At 57.3% G+C, this 15,845-nt stretch carries 30 protein-coding genes and 1 pseudogene; 9 read left to right on the forward strand and 22 right to left on the reverse strand.

Annotation, left to right across the window (positions count from 1 at the left end; all coding sequences use genetic code 11):
* The 22 genes and pseudogenes from A7Q00_RS11240 to A7Q00_RS11340 all read right to left on the reverse strand — a co-directional run bounded on the left by A7Q00_RS11240 (position 1) and on the right by A7Q00_RS11340 (position 12,306).
* Positions 1-498: a Gp37 family protein gene (locus A7Q00_RS11240; protein WP_064090621.1), complete on the reverse strand. Its 498-nt coding sequence runs from the start codon at positions 496-498 to the stop codon at positions 1-3.
* On the reverse strand, positions 498-938 hold the full coding sequence (locus tag A7Q00_RS11245; protein ID WP_064090622.1) for a DUF1320 domain-containing protein: 441 nt from the start codon (positions 936-938) through the stop codon (positions 498-500). The genes A7Q00_RS11240 and A7Q00_RS11245 overlap by 1 nt, the downstream gene beginning before the upstream one ends.
* Positions 939-941: 3 nt before the next feature.
* Positions 942-1,307: a hypothetical protein gene (locus A7Q00_RS11250; protein WP_064090623.1), complete on the reverse strand. Its 366-nt coding sequence runs from the start codon at positions 1,305-1,307 to the stop codon at positions 942-944.
* 2 nt (positions 1,308-1,309) lie between these two features.
* Positions 1,310-1,651, reverse strand: a complete 342-nt coding sequence (locus A7Q00_RS11255; protein WP_064090624.1) for a DUF2190 family protein — start codon at positions 1,649-1,651, stop codon at positions 1,310-1,312.
* A complete protein-coding gene (locus tag A7Q00_RS11260) occupies positions 1,644-1,919 on the reverse strand; it encodes a Gp49 family protein (protein ID WP_064087603.1) in 276 nt (91 codons plus the stop codon). The genes A7Q00_RS11255 and A7Q00_RS11260 overlap by 8 nt, the downstream gene beginning before the upstream one ends.
* Positions 1,920-1,969: 50 nt before the next feature.
* Positions 1,970-2,905 carry a major capsid protein gene (locus A7Q00_RS11265; RefSeq protein ID WP_064090625.1) on the reverse strand — a complete coding sequence of 312 codons (936 nt, stop codon included), beginning with the start codon at positions 2,903-2,905 and terminating at the stop codon, positions 1,970-1,972.
* A gap of 32 nt (positions 2,906-2,937) precedes the next feature.
* Complete coding sequence (locus A7Q00_RS11270) at positions 2,938-4,041, reverse strand: hypothetical protein (protein WP_064090626.1); 1,104 nt, start codon at positions 4,039-4,041, stop codon at positions 2,938-2,940.
* Positions 4,042-4,242: 201 nt separating this feature from the next.
* Positions 4,243-4,614 carry a Mor transcription activator family protein gene (locus A7Q00_RS11275; protein WP_023888052.1) on the reverse strand — a complete coding sequence of 124 codons (372 nt, stop codon included), beginning with the start codon at positions 4,612-4,614 and terminating at the stop codon, positions 4,243-4,245.
* Positions 4,611-5,087 (reverse strand): gp16 family protein, encoded by a 477-nt coding sequence (locus A7Q00_RS11280; RefSeq protein WP_064090627.1) that lies wholly within the window; start codon positions 5,085-5,087, stop codon positions 4,611-4,613. The genes A7Q00_RS11275 and A7Q00_RS11280 overlap by 4 nt, the downstream gene beginning before the upstream one ends.
* 64 nt (positions 5,088-5,151) lie before the next feature.
* Positions 5,152-5,430: pseudogene (locus A7Q00_RS11285) on the reverse strand (HU family DNA-binding protein); the annotation flags it as partial.
* A 41-nt stretch (positions 5,431-5,471) separates the two neighbouring features.
* Positions 5,472-5,672, reverse strand: coding sequence for a hypothetical protein (locus A7Q00_RS11290; RefSeq protein ID WP_064090628.1), 201 nt, complete (start codon positions 5,670-5,672; stop codon positions 5,472-5,474).
* 4 nt (positions 5,673-5,676) lie between these two features.
* The gene (locus tag A7Q00_RS11295) at positions 5,677-6,288 is read right to left on the reverse strand and encodes a DUF3164 family protein (RefSeq protein ID WP_179946230.1); all 612 of its coding nucleotides are present in this window, start codon (positions 6,286-6,288) and stop codon (positions 5,677-5,679) included.
* Positions 6,275-6,691: a hypothetical protein gene (locus tag A7Q00_RS11300; protein WP_064090629.1), complete on the reverse strand. Its 417-nt coding sequence runs from the start codon at positions 6,689-6,691 to the stop codon at positions 6,275-6,277. The genes A7Q00_RS11295 and A7Q00_RS11300 overlap by 14 nt, the downstream gene beginning before the upstream one ends.
* A gap of 9 nt (positions 6,692-6,700) precedes the next feature.
* Positions 6,701-7,207, reverse strand: coding sequence for a hypothetical protein (locus A7Q00_RS11305; protein ID WP_064090630.1), 507 nt, complete (start codon positions 7,205-7,207; stop codon positions 6,701-6,703).
* Positions 7,204-7,524, reverse strand: coding sequence for a hypothetical protein (locus A7Q00_RS11310; protein WP_064090631.1), 321 nt, complete (start codon positions 7,522-7,524; stop codon positions 7,204-7,206). Before A7Q00_RS11310 ends, A7Q00_RS11305 begins: the two co-directional genes overlap by 4 nt.
* A 15-nt stretch (positions 7,525-7,539) precedes the next feature.
* Positions 7,540-7,815, reverse strand: a complete 276-nt coding sequence (locus A7Q00_RS11315; RefSeq protein ID WP_064090632.1) for a hypothetical protein — start codon at positions 7,813-7,815, stop codon at positions 7,540-7,542.
* Positions 7,816-7,820: 5 nt separating this feature from the next.
* Positions 7,821-7,964, reverse strand: coding sequence for a hypothetical protein (locus tag A7Q00_RS13770; RefSeq protein ID WP_023888069.1), 144 nt, complete (start codon positions 7,962-7,964; stop codon positions 7,821-7,823).
* Between the two features lies 1 nt (position 7,965).
* Complete coding sequence (locus tag A7Q00_RS11320; RefSeq protein WP_064090633.1) at positions 7,966-9,105, reverse strand: ExeA family protein; 1,140 nt, start codon at positions 9,103-9,105, stop codon at positions 7,966-7,968.
* Between the two features lies 1 nt (position 9,106).
* Positions 9,107-10,885, reverse strand: a complete 1,779-nt coding sequence (locus A7Q00_RS11325; protein WP_156503818.1) for a DDE-type integrase/transposase/recombinase — start codon at positions 10,883-10,885, stop codon at positions 9,107-9,109.
* A gap of 3 nt (positions 10,886-10,888) precedes the next feature.
* On the reverse strand, positions 10,889-11,731 hold the full coding sequence (locus A7Q00_RS11330) for a hypothetical protein (protein WP_064090634.1): 843 nt from the start codon (positions 11,729-11,731) through the stop codon (positions 10,889-10,891).
* A gap of 49 nt (positions 11,732-11,780) precedes the next feature.
* Positions 11,781-12,077: a winged helix-turn-helix transcriptional regulator gene (locus A7Q00_RS11335; RefSeq protein WP_064090635.1), complete on the reverse strand. Its 297-nt coding sequence runs from the start codon at positions 12,075-12,077 to the stop codon at positions 11,781-11,783.
* Position 12,078: 1 nt separating this feature from the next.
* Positions 12,079-12,306 (reverse strand): DNA-binding protein, encoded by a 228-nt coding sequence (locus tag A7Q00_RS11340; RefSeq protein ID WP_009425435.1) that lies wholly within the window; start codon positions 12,304-12,306, stop codon positions 12,079-12,081.
* A 56-nt stretch (positions 12,307-12,362) separates the two neighbouring features.
* On the opposite strand from A7Q00_RS11340, the gene A7Q00_RS11345 reads away from it, so the two are divergent.
* From A7Q00_RS11345 to A7Q00_RS11385, 9 genes are all read left to right on the forward strand, one after another.
* Entirely contained in the window at positions 12,363-12,707 is a 345-nt protein-coding gene (locus A7Q00_RS11345) for a hypothetical protein (protein WP_064090636.1), read from the forward strand.
* A gap of 161 nt (positions 12,708-12,868) precedes the next feature.
* Positions 12,869-13,285 (forward strand): helix-turn-helix domain-containing protein, encoded by a 417-nt coding sequence (locus A7Q00_RS11350; protein WP_064090637.1) that lies wholly within the window; start codon positions 12,869-12,871, stop codon positions 13,283-13,285.
* A 26-nt stretch (positions 13,286-13,311) separates the two neighbouring features.
* The gene (locus A7Q00_RS11355; protein ID WP_064090638.1) at positions 13,312-13,872 is read left to right on the forward strand and encodes a hypothetical protein; all 561 of its coding nucleotides are present in this window, start codon (positions 13,312-13,314) and stop codon (positions 13,870-13,872) included.
* A gap of 135 nt (positions 13,873-14,007) precedes the next feature.
* Complete coding sequence (locus A7Q00_RS11360) at positions 14,008-14,538, forward strand: N-acetylmuramoyl-L-alanine amidase (RefSeq protein ID WP_064090639.1); 531 nt, start codon at positions 14,008-14,010, stop codon at positions 14,536-14,538.
* Entirely contained in the window at positions 14,535-14,810 is a 276-nt protein-coding gene (locus A7Q00_RS11365; RefSeq protein WP_064090640.1) for a hypothetical protein, read from the forward strand. Before A7Q00_RS11360 ends, A7Q00_RS11365 begins: the two co-directional genes overlap by 4 nt.
* Positions 14,803-15,069 (forward strand): hypothetical protein, encoded by a 267-nt coding sequence (locus A7Q00_RS11370; RefSeq protein ID WP_064087584.1) that lies wholly within the window; start codon positions 14,803-14,805, stop codon positions 15,067-15,069. Before A7Q00_RS11365 ends, A7Q00_RS11370 begins: the two co-directional genes overlap by 8 nt.
* Positions 15,047-15,448, forward strand: a complete 402-nt coding sequence (locus tag A7Q00_RS11375) for a hypothetical protein (RefSeq protein ID WP_064090641.1) — start codon at positions 15,047-15,049, stop codon at positions 15,446-15,448. Before A7Q00_RS11370 ends, A7Q00_RS11375 begins: the two co-directional genes overlap by 23 nt.
* On the forward strand, positions 15,432-15,635 hold the full coding sequence (locus A7Q00_RS11380) for a hypothetical protein (protein ID WP_064087582.1): 204 nt from the start codon (positions 15,432-15,434) through the stop codon (positions 15,633-15,635). Before A7Q00_RS11375 ends, A7Q00_RS11380 begins: the two co-directional genes overlap by 17 nt.
* Entirely contained in the window at positions 15,635-15,844 is a 210-nt protein-coding gene (locus A7Q00_RS11385; protein ID WP_067527790.1) for a TraR/DksA C4-type zinc finger protein, read from the forward strand. The genes A7Q00_RS11380 and A7Q00_RS11385 overlap by 1 nt, the downstream gene beginning before the upstream one ends.
* Position 15,845 lies beyond the last annotated feature (1 nt).

The following is a 15,845-nucleotide window of genomic DNA, read 5'->3' on the forward strand; positions in this document are numbered from 1 at the left end:
CTAGGGTTTGGGTTTGATATCGGGGTTGAGCGGCTGGCCTCGCTGCCGCAGGTACAGGCTGCTGACTTTGGATCGGGTATCCGCCGGGCGGCGTTCGACCTGCTGGGTTTCGGTTTGGGCAATCAGCTGGTATTGCCATGCCCCGCCTTCTTCGGCCAAAAACTGCTCGCTGATCAGGTGGCACGGTTCGCAGTCGGGCGGACGGTAGCCGGTGATGGCCAGCCGCAATGCGTCGAGCAGATCCAAGGCCGCGCCGTCATGGTTCAGGCCGCGCCCGAACACGGTCAGCGCCAGTGTGACGTCGCGCTGCTGGCCGATTAGGCCGAGGCCGTCCGGACGGGCAAACTTGCTGCCTTGATAACCGACCAGCACCGCGCCCAGCGGTGCCATAAAGCGGTAGCCCGCCGGGTCGTCGGGAAACAGCTCCACCGTGTAGGCGGGCAGCTCGGCGGCCAAGTAATCGCGCACGGCGGTCAGAATCGGGCGGGTGGCAGACATCAGTAGCCTCCCCAATCCTGCTTGGCATTGCCGCGCACACGGTAGGCACCGCGCTCGGCCTGCGGCCGCTCGGTATCGCTGGCCAATTCGTCGGCACGCACACCCAAATGCAGCTTGCCATCACGTACCTGCACCAAGAGCTTGAGCGCATTGTCGTAGGCTGCCTGCAAAGGTTTGGGGAAATCGGCAGTGTTGATGCGGCGGGTATGCAGCCAGTAGCGCGCGATGTCGCTGCACACCGGCCGCAGGATGCTGGGTACCGGCTCCAGCGGCAGGGTGTAACGACCCATCAGGTAGCCGTCGGCAATTTCGCAGGCATAAGCGATGGCTCTGTCCACCACCGCCCAGTCCGGCTCGGTGCTGCCGCCGATATCGTTGGTCAGTTGGGTCAGCTCGGCCAGGCTGACGGCAGCCTTAATGTCTTCGCGCGTGATGTACATGGCTTATTCCTTTTTGCCTCTGCCGCGTGCTTTGGACTGTTCTTCAGGCTGCTCGGCAGATTCTGCCGGCTGTTCGGTTTCAGCCTGTGCCTGCTGCCCTGTCTCGGCAGGCGCGGTTTCGGTCTCAGCCGGTTGTTCGGGCTGGGTCGGTTCGGCAGGCGGCTGTTCCGGCACCGGTGTTGTGCCGTCCGGCTGGTAGCCGGATGCGGCCAAGTCTGCGTCCGAGATGCTGCCTGCGGTCACATGTGCGGCCACCAGCTCGTACTGCTCGGGGGTCAGGTCTACTGCTTCGCCGGCTTCGACACGGAACTCCTTGCCCTCGGTATCAGCCAGAATCAGCGGGGTGTTGGCGATATAGGTTTTAATCATGGCTAACCCCTCAGTAAAACTTGGATCAGCTCGCCCGCGCCGGCAGCGGCACTGCAGGCAATGCCGACGGCCTTGGCACTGCCTGCGGTCTTGACGGCGCAGCCTTGGGCATCGGGGGATACCTCGTCGCCCACGGCCAGCGCGCCGCCGGCTTCCACCACCACTGTGCCGATGGTGTCAACGGCCAAGATTTCGTTGATGTCAGCATCGTAAGGGGTGGCGCCCAGCACCTTATCGGTAGCCGTAGCCTGTTTGCCGGTGAAGCTCACAAAACGGTTGGCCACGATTTTGCCGGTGGTTTTAACGGTGGTAACCAAGACCACCTGTTTGGTCGGTTTAGACATTGTTTTGCTCCTGTTTCTGTGTAAACACGTTTTCTTTCACTCGATAGGCTTCCAGTTCCCACAGCTTGCGGACGGCATCCTGATAAGCCGCCTCACACCCCACTTCTTGATCAAACATGTCCGGGTTGATACAAGCTGACTGGCCAATTACCACAAAGCCCGATTTCAGGGTCAGCGAGCAAACTGTAGCTGTCGTTTCGCCAATACGGTGGTAATCGGCTTTGTGGATTTTGTCGGTCAAGTCTTCCAAGGTAACGGACAAATTCATACTGTTCTCCTTCAGGCTGCCTGAAAATCTCAGGCAGCCTGTTTCTAGGTTTAAGCGATGGCTTTCTCGAAGAGATAGCCGCAGGCACCACCGATGGCGGCAGCTTTACGGATGTCGGTGTAGCGCACATACTCCACCTTGCCGCCCACGCCTTCGTAGCGGTCTACCACCGGCATACCGCGGCGGCGGAAGGTATAGCCGAAGGCGGGCATACCTTCGTCGTTGCCGGCTTCGACCGGTTTCGGGCGTACGATCAGGCTGGCGAAATTGCCCCACACATCCTTGGTGGCTTTCTTGCCGTCGGGTGTGGAGACGGCCTCGCCGACGATGATTTCTTCCACATCCAAGAGGCGGGTCAGCTGCTCGAGCGTAAGAATCCCGCGGTCACTGTTGGCCGACAATTGCCCGCGCAAGCCTTTATGTAGGATCAGCTTGCTGTACACCGATGCCCCCAATACCAGCACGTTCGGGCGCACGCCGCAGGCGGCACGCACTACTTCCCTTGCATTGGCAATATCGGCCTGTACATCGGAGGTATCGTCGCTCCACTGCTTGGTGGCCGACAGGTCTTTGCTGTGGCCGCTCTCGTAGGTGGGCTTGGCCTGAATCAGCGCGGCAATCTCCAACTCCTGTCGCAGCTGGATACCGGCGGTCACGCGGCGGGTGGCCTTGGCCTTCTCATCAAACACCGATTCGTGCTGTGCGCGGTAGTCCACGCCGGCGGCCAAATCGTGCTCTTCCAGCACCACCGACATCTTGCCCGGGAAGTCCAGCGTAATCACATTGCTGGCGGCACCCACGGCACGCTCGGTTTCATACTCGATCAGCGAGCCTTTACCGAACTTCGGCACTTTGATGCCTTCCTTCTCGGTCAGTACCACCGGCATGATGCGTTCGCCGATGAAACCGCCCTGTCTGTAGCCCAGCGCCAGCTTGGTCAATACTTCGTCCACTTGGCGCAGGTTGCCTAAATACGTGTTGCTCATGTTTCATCTTCCTTTACTGGATAAACGGTTAATCAATTTGCCGTGCGGCGCGCGGCTTCTTCGTAGGTGATGCCCTCGGCTTTCTGCAAAGCCAAAGCCCGCTCGTGGTGGCTCATGCCCTCGGCGAAGTTCAGGCTGCCTTTGGCCATCTGCCCGGTCGGCAACTGCTGCGGCAGCACCGCCGCCAAAAACTCGCGCAGCGCAACGCCCAGCGGCTTCGCTGCCTCACCCTCGCCGAAGTCGGCGGTGGTGTGTTCGGGGTGCTCGGCAAAATCCAGCACCTGCACCACCAAGGCTTTGTCGGCTGGTTTCAGGCGGCCTTCTTTCACCAGTCCTTCGGCAAAGTCGGCGTTTTGCTTGTGAGCAGCCTTACGCTTGGCTTGGTTTTGCTCATCTTGCATTTTTTTCAAATCAGCTTTGGCTTTGGCAGCTTCAGCTTCCGCCTTTTCGCGGGCGGCCTTTTCGGCAGCCAGTGCGGCGGCTTGGTCTTGTTCAGACATGGGAGACTCCTTATGGTCGGTTGGGTTGGGGGTGGGAGGGGGATCGGCAAACAACACCGGGTCGGGCGGCAGGTCAGGCCGGGCGGCCATTTCCTTGATGCCTTCGATTTCCCAGTCCGGCACTACCTTGTCGGCGGCGTCTTGGCCAAACTGGGCAATCAGCCATTCGCGCATATTGCGCCACAGCCGGGCGGCGATACCGTGTGCCGCCTCGGAAAACTCAATCACGCCGTCCTCGGCCGCGCCGAACTCAATCGCCCGCAGCCCCTTGACCGCCGGGGCGTGTGCGCCGAGAAAGCCGACATGGCGCAGGTAGTAGCTGTCCGGCACCGGGTTGTTCGGATGGCCGGGCGGCCAAAAGGAGGCGGATACCTTCTTGTAGCGGCCGGCGCGGACGGCAGCGGCAAAGCCATCATCCATTTGGGCAAACTCGGCAGTCAGGCTGCCGCCGTCGGCCGCCAGCTTCGGCACCCAGCCGTAGGCCGGGGCGTTCATGGCCGGATGGCCGATGACAATCGGCGCTTCATGCAGCTTCGGGTCGTACACCTCGGCAGCGCGCTGTACGTCGGCATCCGTGATGTTCCATTGACTGCCGTCGGCACTGGTGCGTTTGCCGCTTCGAAAAATCTCAAACATAAAAAATCCCCATCACTCGTGTTAAGCGAATGATGGGGCATGGGCTGCCTGAAAGTCCTTTAAACGGGTTTAAAAAAATACCTCCGAAGCCGGCATCGCCAAATTTGCGTTTTAAGCGCGTTCGGGCGGCGGGATAAGCAAACGTACCAAACCGTAAAAAGACATCGGTCAGGAACGTTCCTGACCGACCTTGTGCGCGTTTTAATCTGTTTTACTCCCTTTGCCTTTCCCTTCATCGAACAAATCCTGCTGTGCGGCGTCGATTTTAGCCTGTCGTACCCGTTCGATGATGCGGTAAATCCACTGCTCCGAAAACCCGTACTCACGTGCCAGCTCTTTTTGATTGGTACCGTCGAACTTGTCAAAGATTTCTACGTCGCGCTCGTCGATGTCCCACAGCACCCCGTGCGGGATATACAGGTTCTGTCCGCCCCATTCCCGCGCCATACGTTTGGCCACATGGTTACCGATGGTTTTGGCCTGCTTTTTGTCCGCCACCCCGGCAGAATGCACTTCCTCTCCGACCTTGGCCGCCAAATCGGACAGCAGCTCGGCCACCCTTGCCTGCGTCATGTTCCCGCTCCTTCCCGCGTTACCCGCTGTTTCCATTTTTTCAAATGCTCAATCACCCGTGAGGCATCATCCACACTCAGCCAGCCTTGGTAATCCACGCCGGTCATGCGGGATACGAAACGGGATAGGCTCAGTTCCGACGGGCTGCGTACCGCGCCCAAGCGGTGCAGCTCCAGCCACAGGGCGCGGATTTTTTTGATTTGCGCGTCCACCCCGGCCGCTGCCTCGCGCACCGGGATATCCTGCCGGCCGCTTTTGGTCTGCGCCTTGGTGGTGACCACGAAGCCCTGCGCCTTCATGCCTCGCAAGGCCAGCTCCAGCTCGGCCACGCTCATCTGCTTGCTGCTGGTCTTGCCGCCGGAGGCGTTGGCCAGCAGCCTGCGGTAGGCGGCATCATCCAGCATCAGCTGGTTTTTGGCCACGTGAATAAGCTTAATCAGGCGGGCTTTCTTGTGGGCTTTGGGTTCACGCATTTGGACTCTCCTAATGTTCCACTGATGCCGCCGTACTGTGGCAGCGGCATGGGTTGAACATCACTTATTGTTTGAGGGCATCGCGCAGCGGCTTGCCGGCTTTAAACTTAGCCTGTCTGGCCGCCGGAATCGTGATAGTCTCGCCGGTAGCAGGATTTCGGCCTTGGCGTTCGGCTCGTTCGACTACGGTAAAGGTGCCGAAGCCCACCAATAGCACGTCTTCGCCGCGTTTAAGGCTGTCGGCCACGATGCTTTCAAAGGCAGTCAATGCTTTGGTGGTATCGCTCTTGCTGAGCCCAGCCTCAGCTGCCATCGCGTTGATCAAATCTGTTTTGTTCATAGTGTTACTCCTAAAGTGGTAAACGGCAGGCCGTGCCGCGCGGGTTACTGCTTAATCTCTGGGACATCTTGCACTTCCTCACCACGTAGGCGAGCGTTGGCATTGATGGTCATCATCGCTATGGCGGCATAATTCTGTGCCGGGGTATTCTTTGAGGAGATACTACGCACCATAGGCGCGTCACTGGTACATCCGATTTCCAGCGTATTTTCCACGTCTTCGATGGTAATGATTACTTTGGCCATGTCATTACACCTTTGCGATATCCAAGTTCATCAAGCGATACTCGCCGTTGGCATCGCGCTCGTGCACCCGCACAAAGGCCTTGCTGGTATGCACCTGAAGACTGTCGCTCAATGCATCCATCGCGCGTTGCCATTTCTCGTCGCTGATGTCCAGACGGCGCAGTCCCAGCACGCGGGCGGTGCTGATATTGCCGTCGCGGTCGGTGGCGAAGGCGGCGTTGATGATGGCCAGCAGCTCGGGGCGGCTGCCTTCCGAGTATTCGCGGATACATTCGTCAATCAGCACTTTGGCAGCGGCCAGCCCCTCATCGAATACCAGGGCATCTTGCATCGCCAGCTGCACGCGGTATTGGCCGTCGAAACTGTGCAGGCGGATATTGCCCTTCTTGCCGCCCAGCGAGGTGCCGTACTGGTTGGCAGAGAGTTCGGCAAAGGCTGCAATCTCATCCATCGCCCAGCGGCGGTATTCCTGCAGCTCTTCCTGTACCGCGCGGGCGCGGGCGGTAATCTTCTGCACCAGCTCGTCGCGCAGCAGGTCAATCGGGCGGATGTTGGCAATCGGTACCAGATTGCCGCGTGCGTCCTTCTTGTATTGGCTCATATCAATTTGGCTCATCTTCATTCCTTCCATCGTCTAAAAATCGGTTTCGTTCAATCATCTTGTCGGCCAGCATGCCTAACATTTTGGCCAAACGCTTTTTGTTTCTGGCTATTTCCTCTTCCGTCCACACCTTTTTCGGGGCTTCCAGCTGCGGCGGGGGCGGCACGGGCGGGATACAGGCAATCAGCATTTTCGGGGTCGGCCAGCGGTCTACGGTTGCCCATAACGCGCCGAAGGCCTGTCGGATGCGCGGTACGTCGCGCTCGTCGTCCCAGGCGATCGGCAGCGAATCGAAAGCGGCAATCCATGCCAGATACGTCCCGTCGGCCGCATCGAGCGGCGGATGCCCGGGCAACCGCATGGCGAATATGTGCTGGATGCCGGACACCAAGGCATTGTTTACTTCTTTGGTCATCATTTCGGATCATCATCGCTTAAACTTCTCACCGGCTGCGGCTGCCTGAATGGTGCTGCTGGGCGCGGTCTGTTGTTGCTGGTTAAGGCTGCCTGAAAGGGCGGTATCCGCTGCCGGAGCCAAGGCTGCGCCGGCGGTTTTGTCCGGCGTCCAGAAGGTCAGGTTCTCCAGCAGGAAGCCGTGGCTGGTCAGGGGCGGGGTCAGCTTGCCGCTGTCGCGGGCTTCGATAACGCGGTTAAACGCCCAAATCCATGCTTCGCGCGGTGCGGGGTAACTCTGCCGCTTGCGGGTAATCTCGCCCGCCTGAATCAGCGGCACCAGCTCGCCCAGCAGCTTGGCCGCCCGCGCCCAGCTCAGGTCGCGCTCGCCCGGGCGGAACAGGCCGAGATAGCGCAGCGCGGCTTTGGCCAGCTCGTCGGAGATACCGGCCAGCGCCACCATCAGGCTGCGCGCCTCGTCGTGGGTAATCAGCACCTCAAGGCTGGCGCTGGCGCCGCAGCAGGGGCAACGGGTTTTCATGCTGCCGTTCCTTGCTGCTTGGCGTCCAGCCGCATAAAGGTATCGATATTTTCGCGTTCGGCTTGCAGGGCGAAATTCCTGTCTTCGGTGTCCATATCTTCCGGGTAGTCGCACAGGATCATCCAATCCAGCCGGGCAGTGTCGGGATGTATAACAAGCTCCAAATCATCGCTATAGACAAGCTCTGTCTTCTCTTCGGAGATAAATTGCACAGTAACCTCATCGCGTGTGTTTGCCTCTTCCAACACCACACCGAATACCGGATTTTCTACATCTTTGAAACGAACATGGTCGCCAAATTTAAAACAGGTTTTCATTTCATTTGTCCTCACTTATTTCCCAACCGGTTCATACACAATCCCGCGCATCCGCTCTTGATCGCTCATGCGCCCGTACACTGCTGCCGCTTCGGCGGCCTCGCTCTCGGCCTGCCGCTCTTTGGCTGCCAGCCGTGCCGCTGCCTTATCCGGCTGTCCCACCAGCTGCCGATGGGCGGCCGGCTGCGGGGTACAGCTGCCGGCCATGGCGGCATAGGCCACTGCCACGATGGCGGCAATCAACCAGTTCCGAGCTTCGCGGCGGGCAACGTTTTTTAATTCCGGCCACATGGTTGTTATCCTTTCCAACTGATGCGGATATAACGCACCGCTTCGCCGATACCGATACCGATGATGACCAGCGCCAGCGCCAAGGTCAGCGCGTTGCCGAGCACCTGCCAGCAGCTTGCCTGTACAAACCAGTTCCAAAATGCACTCATCTCACACCCCCCTTACCATGTCGCCGTCCACCGGCATCTGCAGCTCGGCCGCCTGATTCATGGCCGCCGATACCAAGTTGTTTACCGCCAGCGGGTAGAGCAGGCTGTGCTCTTCCACCCCGCGCCCGCTGCGGCCGCGCACCGTCAGCCGTTCGGCCACCGCGTCAATCGCGCTCTCGTCCATAATTTTGGTGATGTCGCCGCCGGCGCGTTCGATTTTGTGTTTCAGGTAGCCTGCCAGCCGTCCGTCGGTCAGCGGCAAGAGCGTCACCACCTCGCAGCGCTGCACCACTTCGCGCACCGCCGGGTTGTTTTCGCTGAGCTTCTGCGCCAGTTCGGTCTGGCCGATCAGTACGATACCGAGCAGGCGGTCAAAACCGTTCTTCAATTCAAAAAAGCGTTTCAGATGTTTCAGGGTCGGAATCGGCAGGCCATGTGCCTCTTCAATCATCAGCACATGTTTGTTGCCCGCTTTCGCGCTCTCCTGCAGGGCGCGGTGGATTTGGCGGAAACGTGCTTCCGAATCGCGGTAGGGTCGGGTGCCGGGCGATACGGCTTCCAAGATGGCGGCGGCAATGTGTGCGGCTTTCAGGGTTTTGCCCTTCACATCGTTGTCTTCCATCGCCAGCACATACGGTTCGATGGTGATAACCTGCCTGCCATCACGGTTGATGCGGTCTTGCAGGTCTTCGCGCAGGGTGGACTTGCCCGCGCCGCTTTCGCCTACCACCGCCACAAAGCCGCCGTGGCAGGCCGTCTGATACATCGCCTCGCGTACATAACGCACATCAGGGGTCATATACACGTCTTCCGCGCTGCGGATTTCATCGTTGAACGGGTCGCGTACCAGGCCGAAATAACGGCGGGTGGCTTGGGTCAAAGTGGCTTTTCGTAGTAACATATCGTCGTCCTCGCTTTCATTAGGGTGGGCAGGTGCGGTTTCCGGCTCGTTTCTCAGGCTCGCTGGGATGCCCGCACCATTCGTTTCAAAATACTGCTTCAAACTCTCGCGCAGCCCGGCTGCGCCTTTTTTCGGCCATTCGCCGTGGTTGATTACCGCCACCAACCTGGGCTTGCTGCAGCCGATTTCGGCGGCGGCCACGGCGTACGATTTGCCGATTTTTCTAAATGCTTCCTTCATCTCATGCCCCTTTCACAATCCGCAGGCTGCCTGCGGTTTTCAGGCGGCCGAATACCTCTTCGATTTGGCTGGCGGCCACCCCGTCCGGGTACAGCCGTTGCAGGGTTTTCACCGCCTCGCCCCAGTTGCCGCCGGCCGCTTCGATGCGCGGTTTTAACAGCTTGGCCAGCTCGACCTTGCTCAACACCTGCTCGCGCACTTCCATCGTGTTGTAGGCCATCTGTTGCCCTTGCTTGGGCATATACAGGGTGTTGGCGGCGGCCAGCGTGTCTTCCTGATGTTTGAACGGGTCGATTTCGCCGCCGAAGGGCACCGCCTTGCCTTTGCGTTTGGCTGCTGCCGCTTCCAGCGTGTCGGCCTGCATCGCCAGCTTGTCCAGTTCCTTGGCGTGGCTTTGGGCGATGGTGTCGGCCTGCCCTTTGTATTCCGCACCGATTACGGCGGCATCGGCTCTGAAGCCCATCTCGTCGAACACCACCTCCGGCACCGCCTGCCAGATTTCGTTGCCTTCGCTGTCGTAAGTGGCGATACGTGCGCCAGTCGGCTCCCACGGGTTCTTGGCCACCAGCAGTTTCTGCCCCACCAGCACGCCCTTGATGTCTTTCACGCTGTACACCCGGCCGCCGAAGCGGATTTCCAAGTCAGGTGATACTTTGGCTTCTTTCGGTGCGGAAACGGCCAGCTCGCGGCAGTAGTCGGCAGGCGGCGGCAGAATCAGCTGCTCGGCCTTGATTTTGTTCCATGCCTGATAGCGGGTCAGGCCGTGTCGGCTGTGCTTTTGCGTGCCGTTGTAGTAACGCATCCAGCGTTCGGCCAGGCGGTTCAGCTGCCCGATGTCGTGCACCTCGGTAAAGCGCAGGCTGCTTTCAAACGCCGTTTCCACAATGTCGTTGCCTTTTTCCACCTGTCCTTTGGCGCGCGGGTTGCCCGGCTTGTTGATCTGCACATGCACGTCCAGCGACTTGCACAGGTTTTTAAACGCTGCCGAGGTATTCGCACTGCCCGGGTCGAGCATTACCATGCGCGGTACGCCGCGGAACGGGTCTTTCAAAACATCTTGCTTCTCCTGCATCATGAAGATAAAGAAGTCGCACAGGTTGGCGCTGGTCTCGCCGCCGAAGTAGTAGCGGGCAAGGATAGTGCCGCTGGCGTGGTCGGTGCCGGTGTAGCGCCACACGCGGTCGTTTTCGATTTTGACCACGTTTTTCGGTTTGTTTTTGTAGAACTCTTCCTGCTTCATTACCCGCAGGCCGCTGTCCTCGCCGCTGCGCGGCAGGTAGTAGAGCACGCACAGGCTGGGGTCGATTTGCCAGCAGTGGTTCGGGTGTTCCGATTTCATGCGGTTCACCGGCGCGGGTTGCAGCAGTTGGTCGGGATGCAGCTTGTATTCGCGCAGGGCGCGGGTAACCGTGCTCTCGGACAAGGGCAGCACCTCGCCCGTTTCCTCATCCACGCGGGCGGCGTCGATTTTGCCGTTGGCGCGCAGCATCTCCACCGCACGGGCGACCGACATCAGCCGTTTGCCGTTGCGCCGCATCGCCTCCATCAGCACGGCCGAAATCAGCTGTGCCTCGTGCAGGCTTAATTCCGAGCGGCCGGCATCGCTGCGCCGTTTGCGGCAGGGCTTCACACTGACCGCTTCCAGCTTGCGGTACAGCGTGGCCACGCTGATGCCCAGCTCGGCCGCCTGGCTTTTCAGGTAGCCTGCCTTCTCGCCGTGGCCGAGGGTGGCTGCATGAGCGGCCACGGCAGCCAGTTTCTCGGTCAATGCAGGGTTCATGGTTTACTCCCCGTCCAGCCATTCCGGCTTGGCGTTGGTCGGCGCTTCCTGCGGCAGGGTAAAGCGTTCGCGCAGGGTTTCGGCATCTCGGATAATTTGGTTGATGGCCGCCACCATCTGCGGGCGGTGGTCGTAGCCGTTGGCTTCGCCGTGTGCCAGCATCTGCTCGAAGACCTCGGCAAAGCGGCTCAAATCGCTGCGGGCGGCCACTTCCAAACTGGATAGCTGCATGGTCAGCTCGCTGCCCACATCTTCGGGGCTCGGCTCTTTGCCCTTTTGCTTCTTGGCCAGCTTCTCAGCCAGCTCGTCCACCTTCTTGTTTTTGTCGGCGATGATTTTATCTTTGGCCTCGGCGGTTTCGCGGCTCTCGCGCAGGGCGGCGCGGAGTTCGTTGCGGGTCATGCGGTCAATGTCGTCTAGGGTGTGACCATTGATGTCGCCGCCGTCAGCAAGCTCCAACAAGGTGTCATCCTCTTCAACCAACAATTCCAGCAGTTTTGATTTACCCAAGGTCATCAGCTTGGGTTGTGCCTGCTTCATCTTCGGGTCGATAAAGCGCAATGTGGCATTCATCAGTCGTTGTGATTCACGGCGACCTAACCCAAATTCTTTTTCAGCAATTTCAGCAAATCGGCCGTGTGGCGTATGCTCCTTGATAACGATAAGCGCACGCCCCAATTCAAACATCCCTTCCATTGTCTGGCGTACCGCAAAACGACCGCGCTCAATCCATACTGCTTCGTTATAGGCCTCGCCGTTAGAAAATTTCGCCATTACATTTGCGCTATGTACAGCCATTTCAGTAGAGGGCACATCAGCTGCGTGTTCTAAAATTTCTGTTGTCATGATTTGCTCCGTCAAATGCGACGCTGGCGTCGCATTTGGTTAGTTGTTCTCAAAACTTACTGCCAGCTTCCAGTCGATAGCTTATTTCTTTCAGCCGTTCCTGCAGCTGCTCGTGCTGTTGTCTGAACCGTTCCGCGATTTGCAAGGTACGCATGCTGTAGGCGAAATTGCCGTTGTCCAGCTTCATCACCAACCCTTCCTCAATCAAATCATTCAAATCTCGGCTCACATACGAGGGCGAAATACCGAGACTGTCGGCAATCTCCCTGTTGCTGATACCGATAATCGGATGGGCTTTCAGCGCCTTAAAGACCTTTAAAATCCGCGTGCCTTTACCACTTGCCATATCAATCCTCCGGTTGCTCTTTCAGTCCCAATTTAATCGCCGCCTCGTGCGCCATACCGCGCCGGCCTTTCAGTTGGCCGCGCAACAGGTGCTCCACCACCGTGCGCTCGAAGCCGAAATACCTTGCCCATGCGCTGCGGTTGATGCCGTGCCGCACGAAGTACCGCTGTGCCGACTGTGTTGTCTGCGGATAGGGCAGCGGCAGAAATTTGTCATGTTGCTTACTCATTTAGTGCCTACCTGTGTTAATCTGTGCTAATCGTTTATTCCGAGGAGTCCCGTGCCATGCATATCGACAATGCCCCTGGGTTTTCTACTGCCGAAGAACATATTGCTGAGCTGTACCGCCGGATAGATGGGTTAAATGACCGTATTGGGAGTCTCGACTTGGTGTTCTATCCCATTTGCCTCGCCATCCGTTTGCAGTCTCCCCTTTTCTTCGATGAAATCACGTCCGGAATAGAAACCGTCCATCGGCAGAAAACAAAAGAGGCGGCGGAGGCGGATTCTCCGATTGATCCTAATAAGGTCTACGCTTTGGAACGCTTCTTAGCGACAGCCAAGCTTGTTCGAGAGAGTGTCGAAAATGTTCAATCCGAAGTTGCCGCTGCCGGGAAGCCAGCCGGATAAAAGCCTTTCTCTTCCGGCTCAAGGCTGCTTGGATTTCCTGACGTATGATTCGACGCAATTCTTGTTCGGTCATTTTTCGTCCTTTTCTGTGTCGGATTGGTTTTAACTGTGGTGTTGTGTGTAGAATAATCTACATTTGTAGTTTTAGCAAGGGGAGAATTGTGAATTTTGTAGATTTTTTGTACAGAATAAAGCAAGAGCTTGATTTAAAACAAGATAAGGATGTGGCTAATTTTTTGGGATTAGAGATAAAAGCATTTTCAGCAAGAAAAGCAAGGAATTCGGTGCCTGAAGATAAGTTGCGTCTAGCTGCAATTGCACATCCTGATATGAATATTGATGTTGACTATATTTTGACTGGCACTCGATCTGGTCAAACGGAAATAGTGAGAGCCCCATCTCCGAGTTATACAGACAAGAGGCTACCTGAAAAATCTACACCCAGCCTGAGCGAGGAAGAGCAGGAGCTGCTGGCCTTGTTCCGCCAGTCCAGCGAACTTGGCCGCGCCGTCATCATGAGCGCCGCCCGGGGCGCAGAGAAAAAAGAAGCCGCATCTGCGGCTGATCAAGTAGCGTGATAATAATTTTCTAAAAGGAATGTAGAATGAAGAAATTACTTGCACTATTATTGCTGATACCAGCGATAGTATTAGCGAAAGGAACGGTAACGACAGGTGGCTTTATCGGCCCAAGTCCTAGTGATTTTGTTGATCGCTTCAATGGAATATCTAGTTCCTACATACAGGGGATGTTCCCAAGAATTCAACTATCGAACGGTAAACGTGTAGAAACTAAACCTTTAGGGCATGGGGTTACATTAGTTTTAACTAAAGTGCCGGCTGGGGATGCTTTTAAAGAAATTACAGTTCGTTGTACTGCCGTTACTTCTCCGGAACGGATGAGAGCATGTTCGTTCGGGATTATGCTGACGGCTACAAGTATTGATACTTCAATCAGGGAACGTGATTTTACACAAGTGTTTTCTAAAGCCGTAGATACTGGTACTGCTATCCATAATCAAGACGGGGTAGATTATCGTATTACCGTAAATCGTAGAAATAAAAGCATAGTTATGACTGCTGCACCTGATGCTCCTGCAGTAGTTGAAGAACTCTCTGATGAAGATGACGAGGATGATTTTGATACCCTGCAAATCATACCATGAGCTTCAATCATGAGCAGATAACACCAATAAAAACGGGTTGCCTCCCTTTAGAACGTTTTTTAAACCCGTTTAAAAGACCCCCGACACCCCCATCAGCCACAATCCCTGCATCAACAACGATGCAGGGATTTTCTTATGTATATCACCATTACCGCAGGACACAGTAACACCGACCCCGGCGCCGTCAACGGCAGCGACCGCGAGGCCGACATCGCGCAAGACATGCGCAACATCGTCGCTTCCATCCTCCGCACCGACTTCGGATTGGAGGTTAAAACCGATGGGGAGGGCAAGGGTAACCTGCCTTTGCGAGAGGCAGTCAAACTCATTAAAGGCAGCCGCCTGGCCGTCGAGTTTCACACCAACGCGGCGGTCAACAAGGCAGCCACTGGCATTGAAGCCTTATCCACTCCAAAAAATAGGGCTGCCTGCCAGCGCTTATGTGCGGCGGTAGCCATCGCCAGCGGTTGGAAGCTACGCGGCGAAGGCGGCTACAAGCCCGACAATGCCGGCCAGCACAGCCGCCTGGCCTACGCCCAAGCCGGCGGCATCATTCTCGAGCCGTTTTTCATTTCCAACGACGCGGACTTAGCCCAATGGAAGCAAACCAAATGGAGCATCTGCCGCGCCATTGCAACCGCTATCGCAGCGGAGGTTCAATCATGAAAATCACTTCTAAAGACGGAAAATTCTTTGTGTTCGATGCAACCGAGAGCCTGTTGGTTAATATTCTGCGCAACTTGTTTACCCTTTCTATTCTGGCCTTCTGCATCTACATCAGCCGGGGTTCGACATGGTGGACATTTGTCAGCGGCTTAATGTTCATCGTTGGAATATTCAGCTGGCTGTTCGGTCAACTCAACCGGGTGCTTACCTTTAATTCATGGGATGAATTCCGCGCTTGGGTCGAGCAGCAGGAGAAAAGCCGCCATGAATAGCCTTAAAAACTGGCTGGCCGGCGCGTTTACCAACCCGTCCAGCGGCCAAGCCAGCCATACCAAGGTATGGGCCAACGTGGCCTACGCCGTGATGACTTACAAATTTGTCATGGCACCCGAACCGGTGGAGTGGATGTGGTGGAGCTACGGCTGCATTGTAGGCGGCTACGCCCTCATCAAGCGCGGCCTATCCATCATCCCGCAGCTGGAACAGATCAAACAACAGGGAGATCAAAATGTGGATGCTACCGACGAATAAATCTTTGCTGTACGCGCTCGGCATCGGCCTGACATTGGCCAGCGTATACGGTGCGGGCTACACCCACGCCCGCCGTATCTATCGCGGCGAAATCGCACAGCTGCAGCAGCGCCATACCGAGCAGGCGCTGGCCGCCGAACAAGCCTACAGCGCCAAGGTGGCCGAAATCAGCGCGGAAAAACAGAAATGGCACGACTTCGCGCAGCAGCAATCGGCCAAGCTGGCTGAAACCACCCGTCAATTGGACACCCAAACCACACGCATCAAACAGGAGATAGCAAATGCAGTCAAAAACGATCAAAGCAGCGGCCGTTGTTACAGCGGCCTTGGCACTGGCAGCCTGCAGCTCTACAAACAAGCCCTTGGCTACACCGATTAAGGTGGTGGAGCGCCCGGTGCTGCCGCCAGCCGCTGCCGAACTACTGGCCGAGCATCCGCGCCCGGCGCCGCCGGTTTCAGGCAGCCCCACCGATTTGCTCAATCACGCCGCCGACTACGGCGCATGGTGCGGCAAACGCGACACCCAAGTGCGCGGGTGGCAGGAATGGTATCGGAGCAAGCAGTAATGGATATTTCAGACAGAGCCACCCAGCAGGAGGAGCTGGCGCGTGAGGAGGCACTACGCCAAATCAGGCTACCTGAGAACCCGGCCGCTACCTCGCTCTTGTACTGCGTGGATTGCGGCGCCCGCATCCCCAAACGTCGCCGCCTGGCCGTCCCCGGTTGTACAAGATGCGTGGGCTGTCAGGCATACCAAGAAATCGGATATCCCTAAT

It is taken from the genome of Eikenella halliae, from assembly GCF_001648475.1.
Taxonomy (GTDB): Bacteria; Pseudomonadota; Gammaproteobacteria; order Burkholderiales; family Neisseriaceae; genus Eikenella; species Eikenella halliae.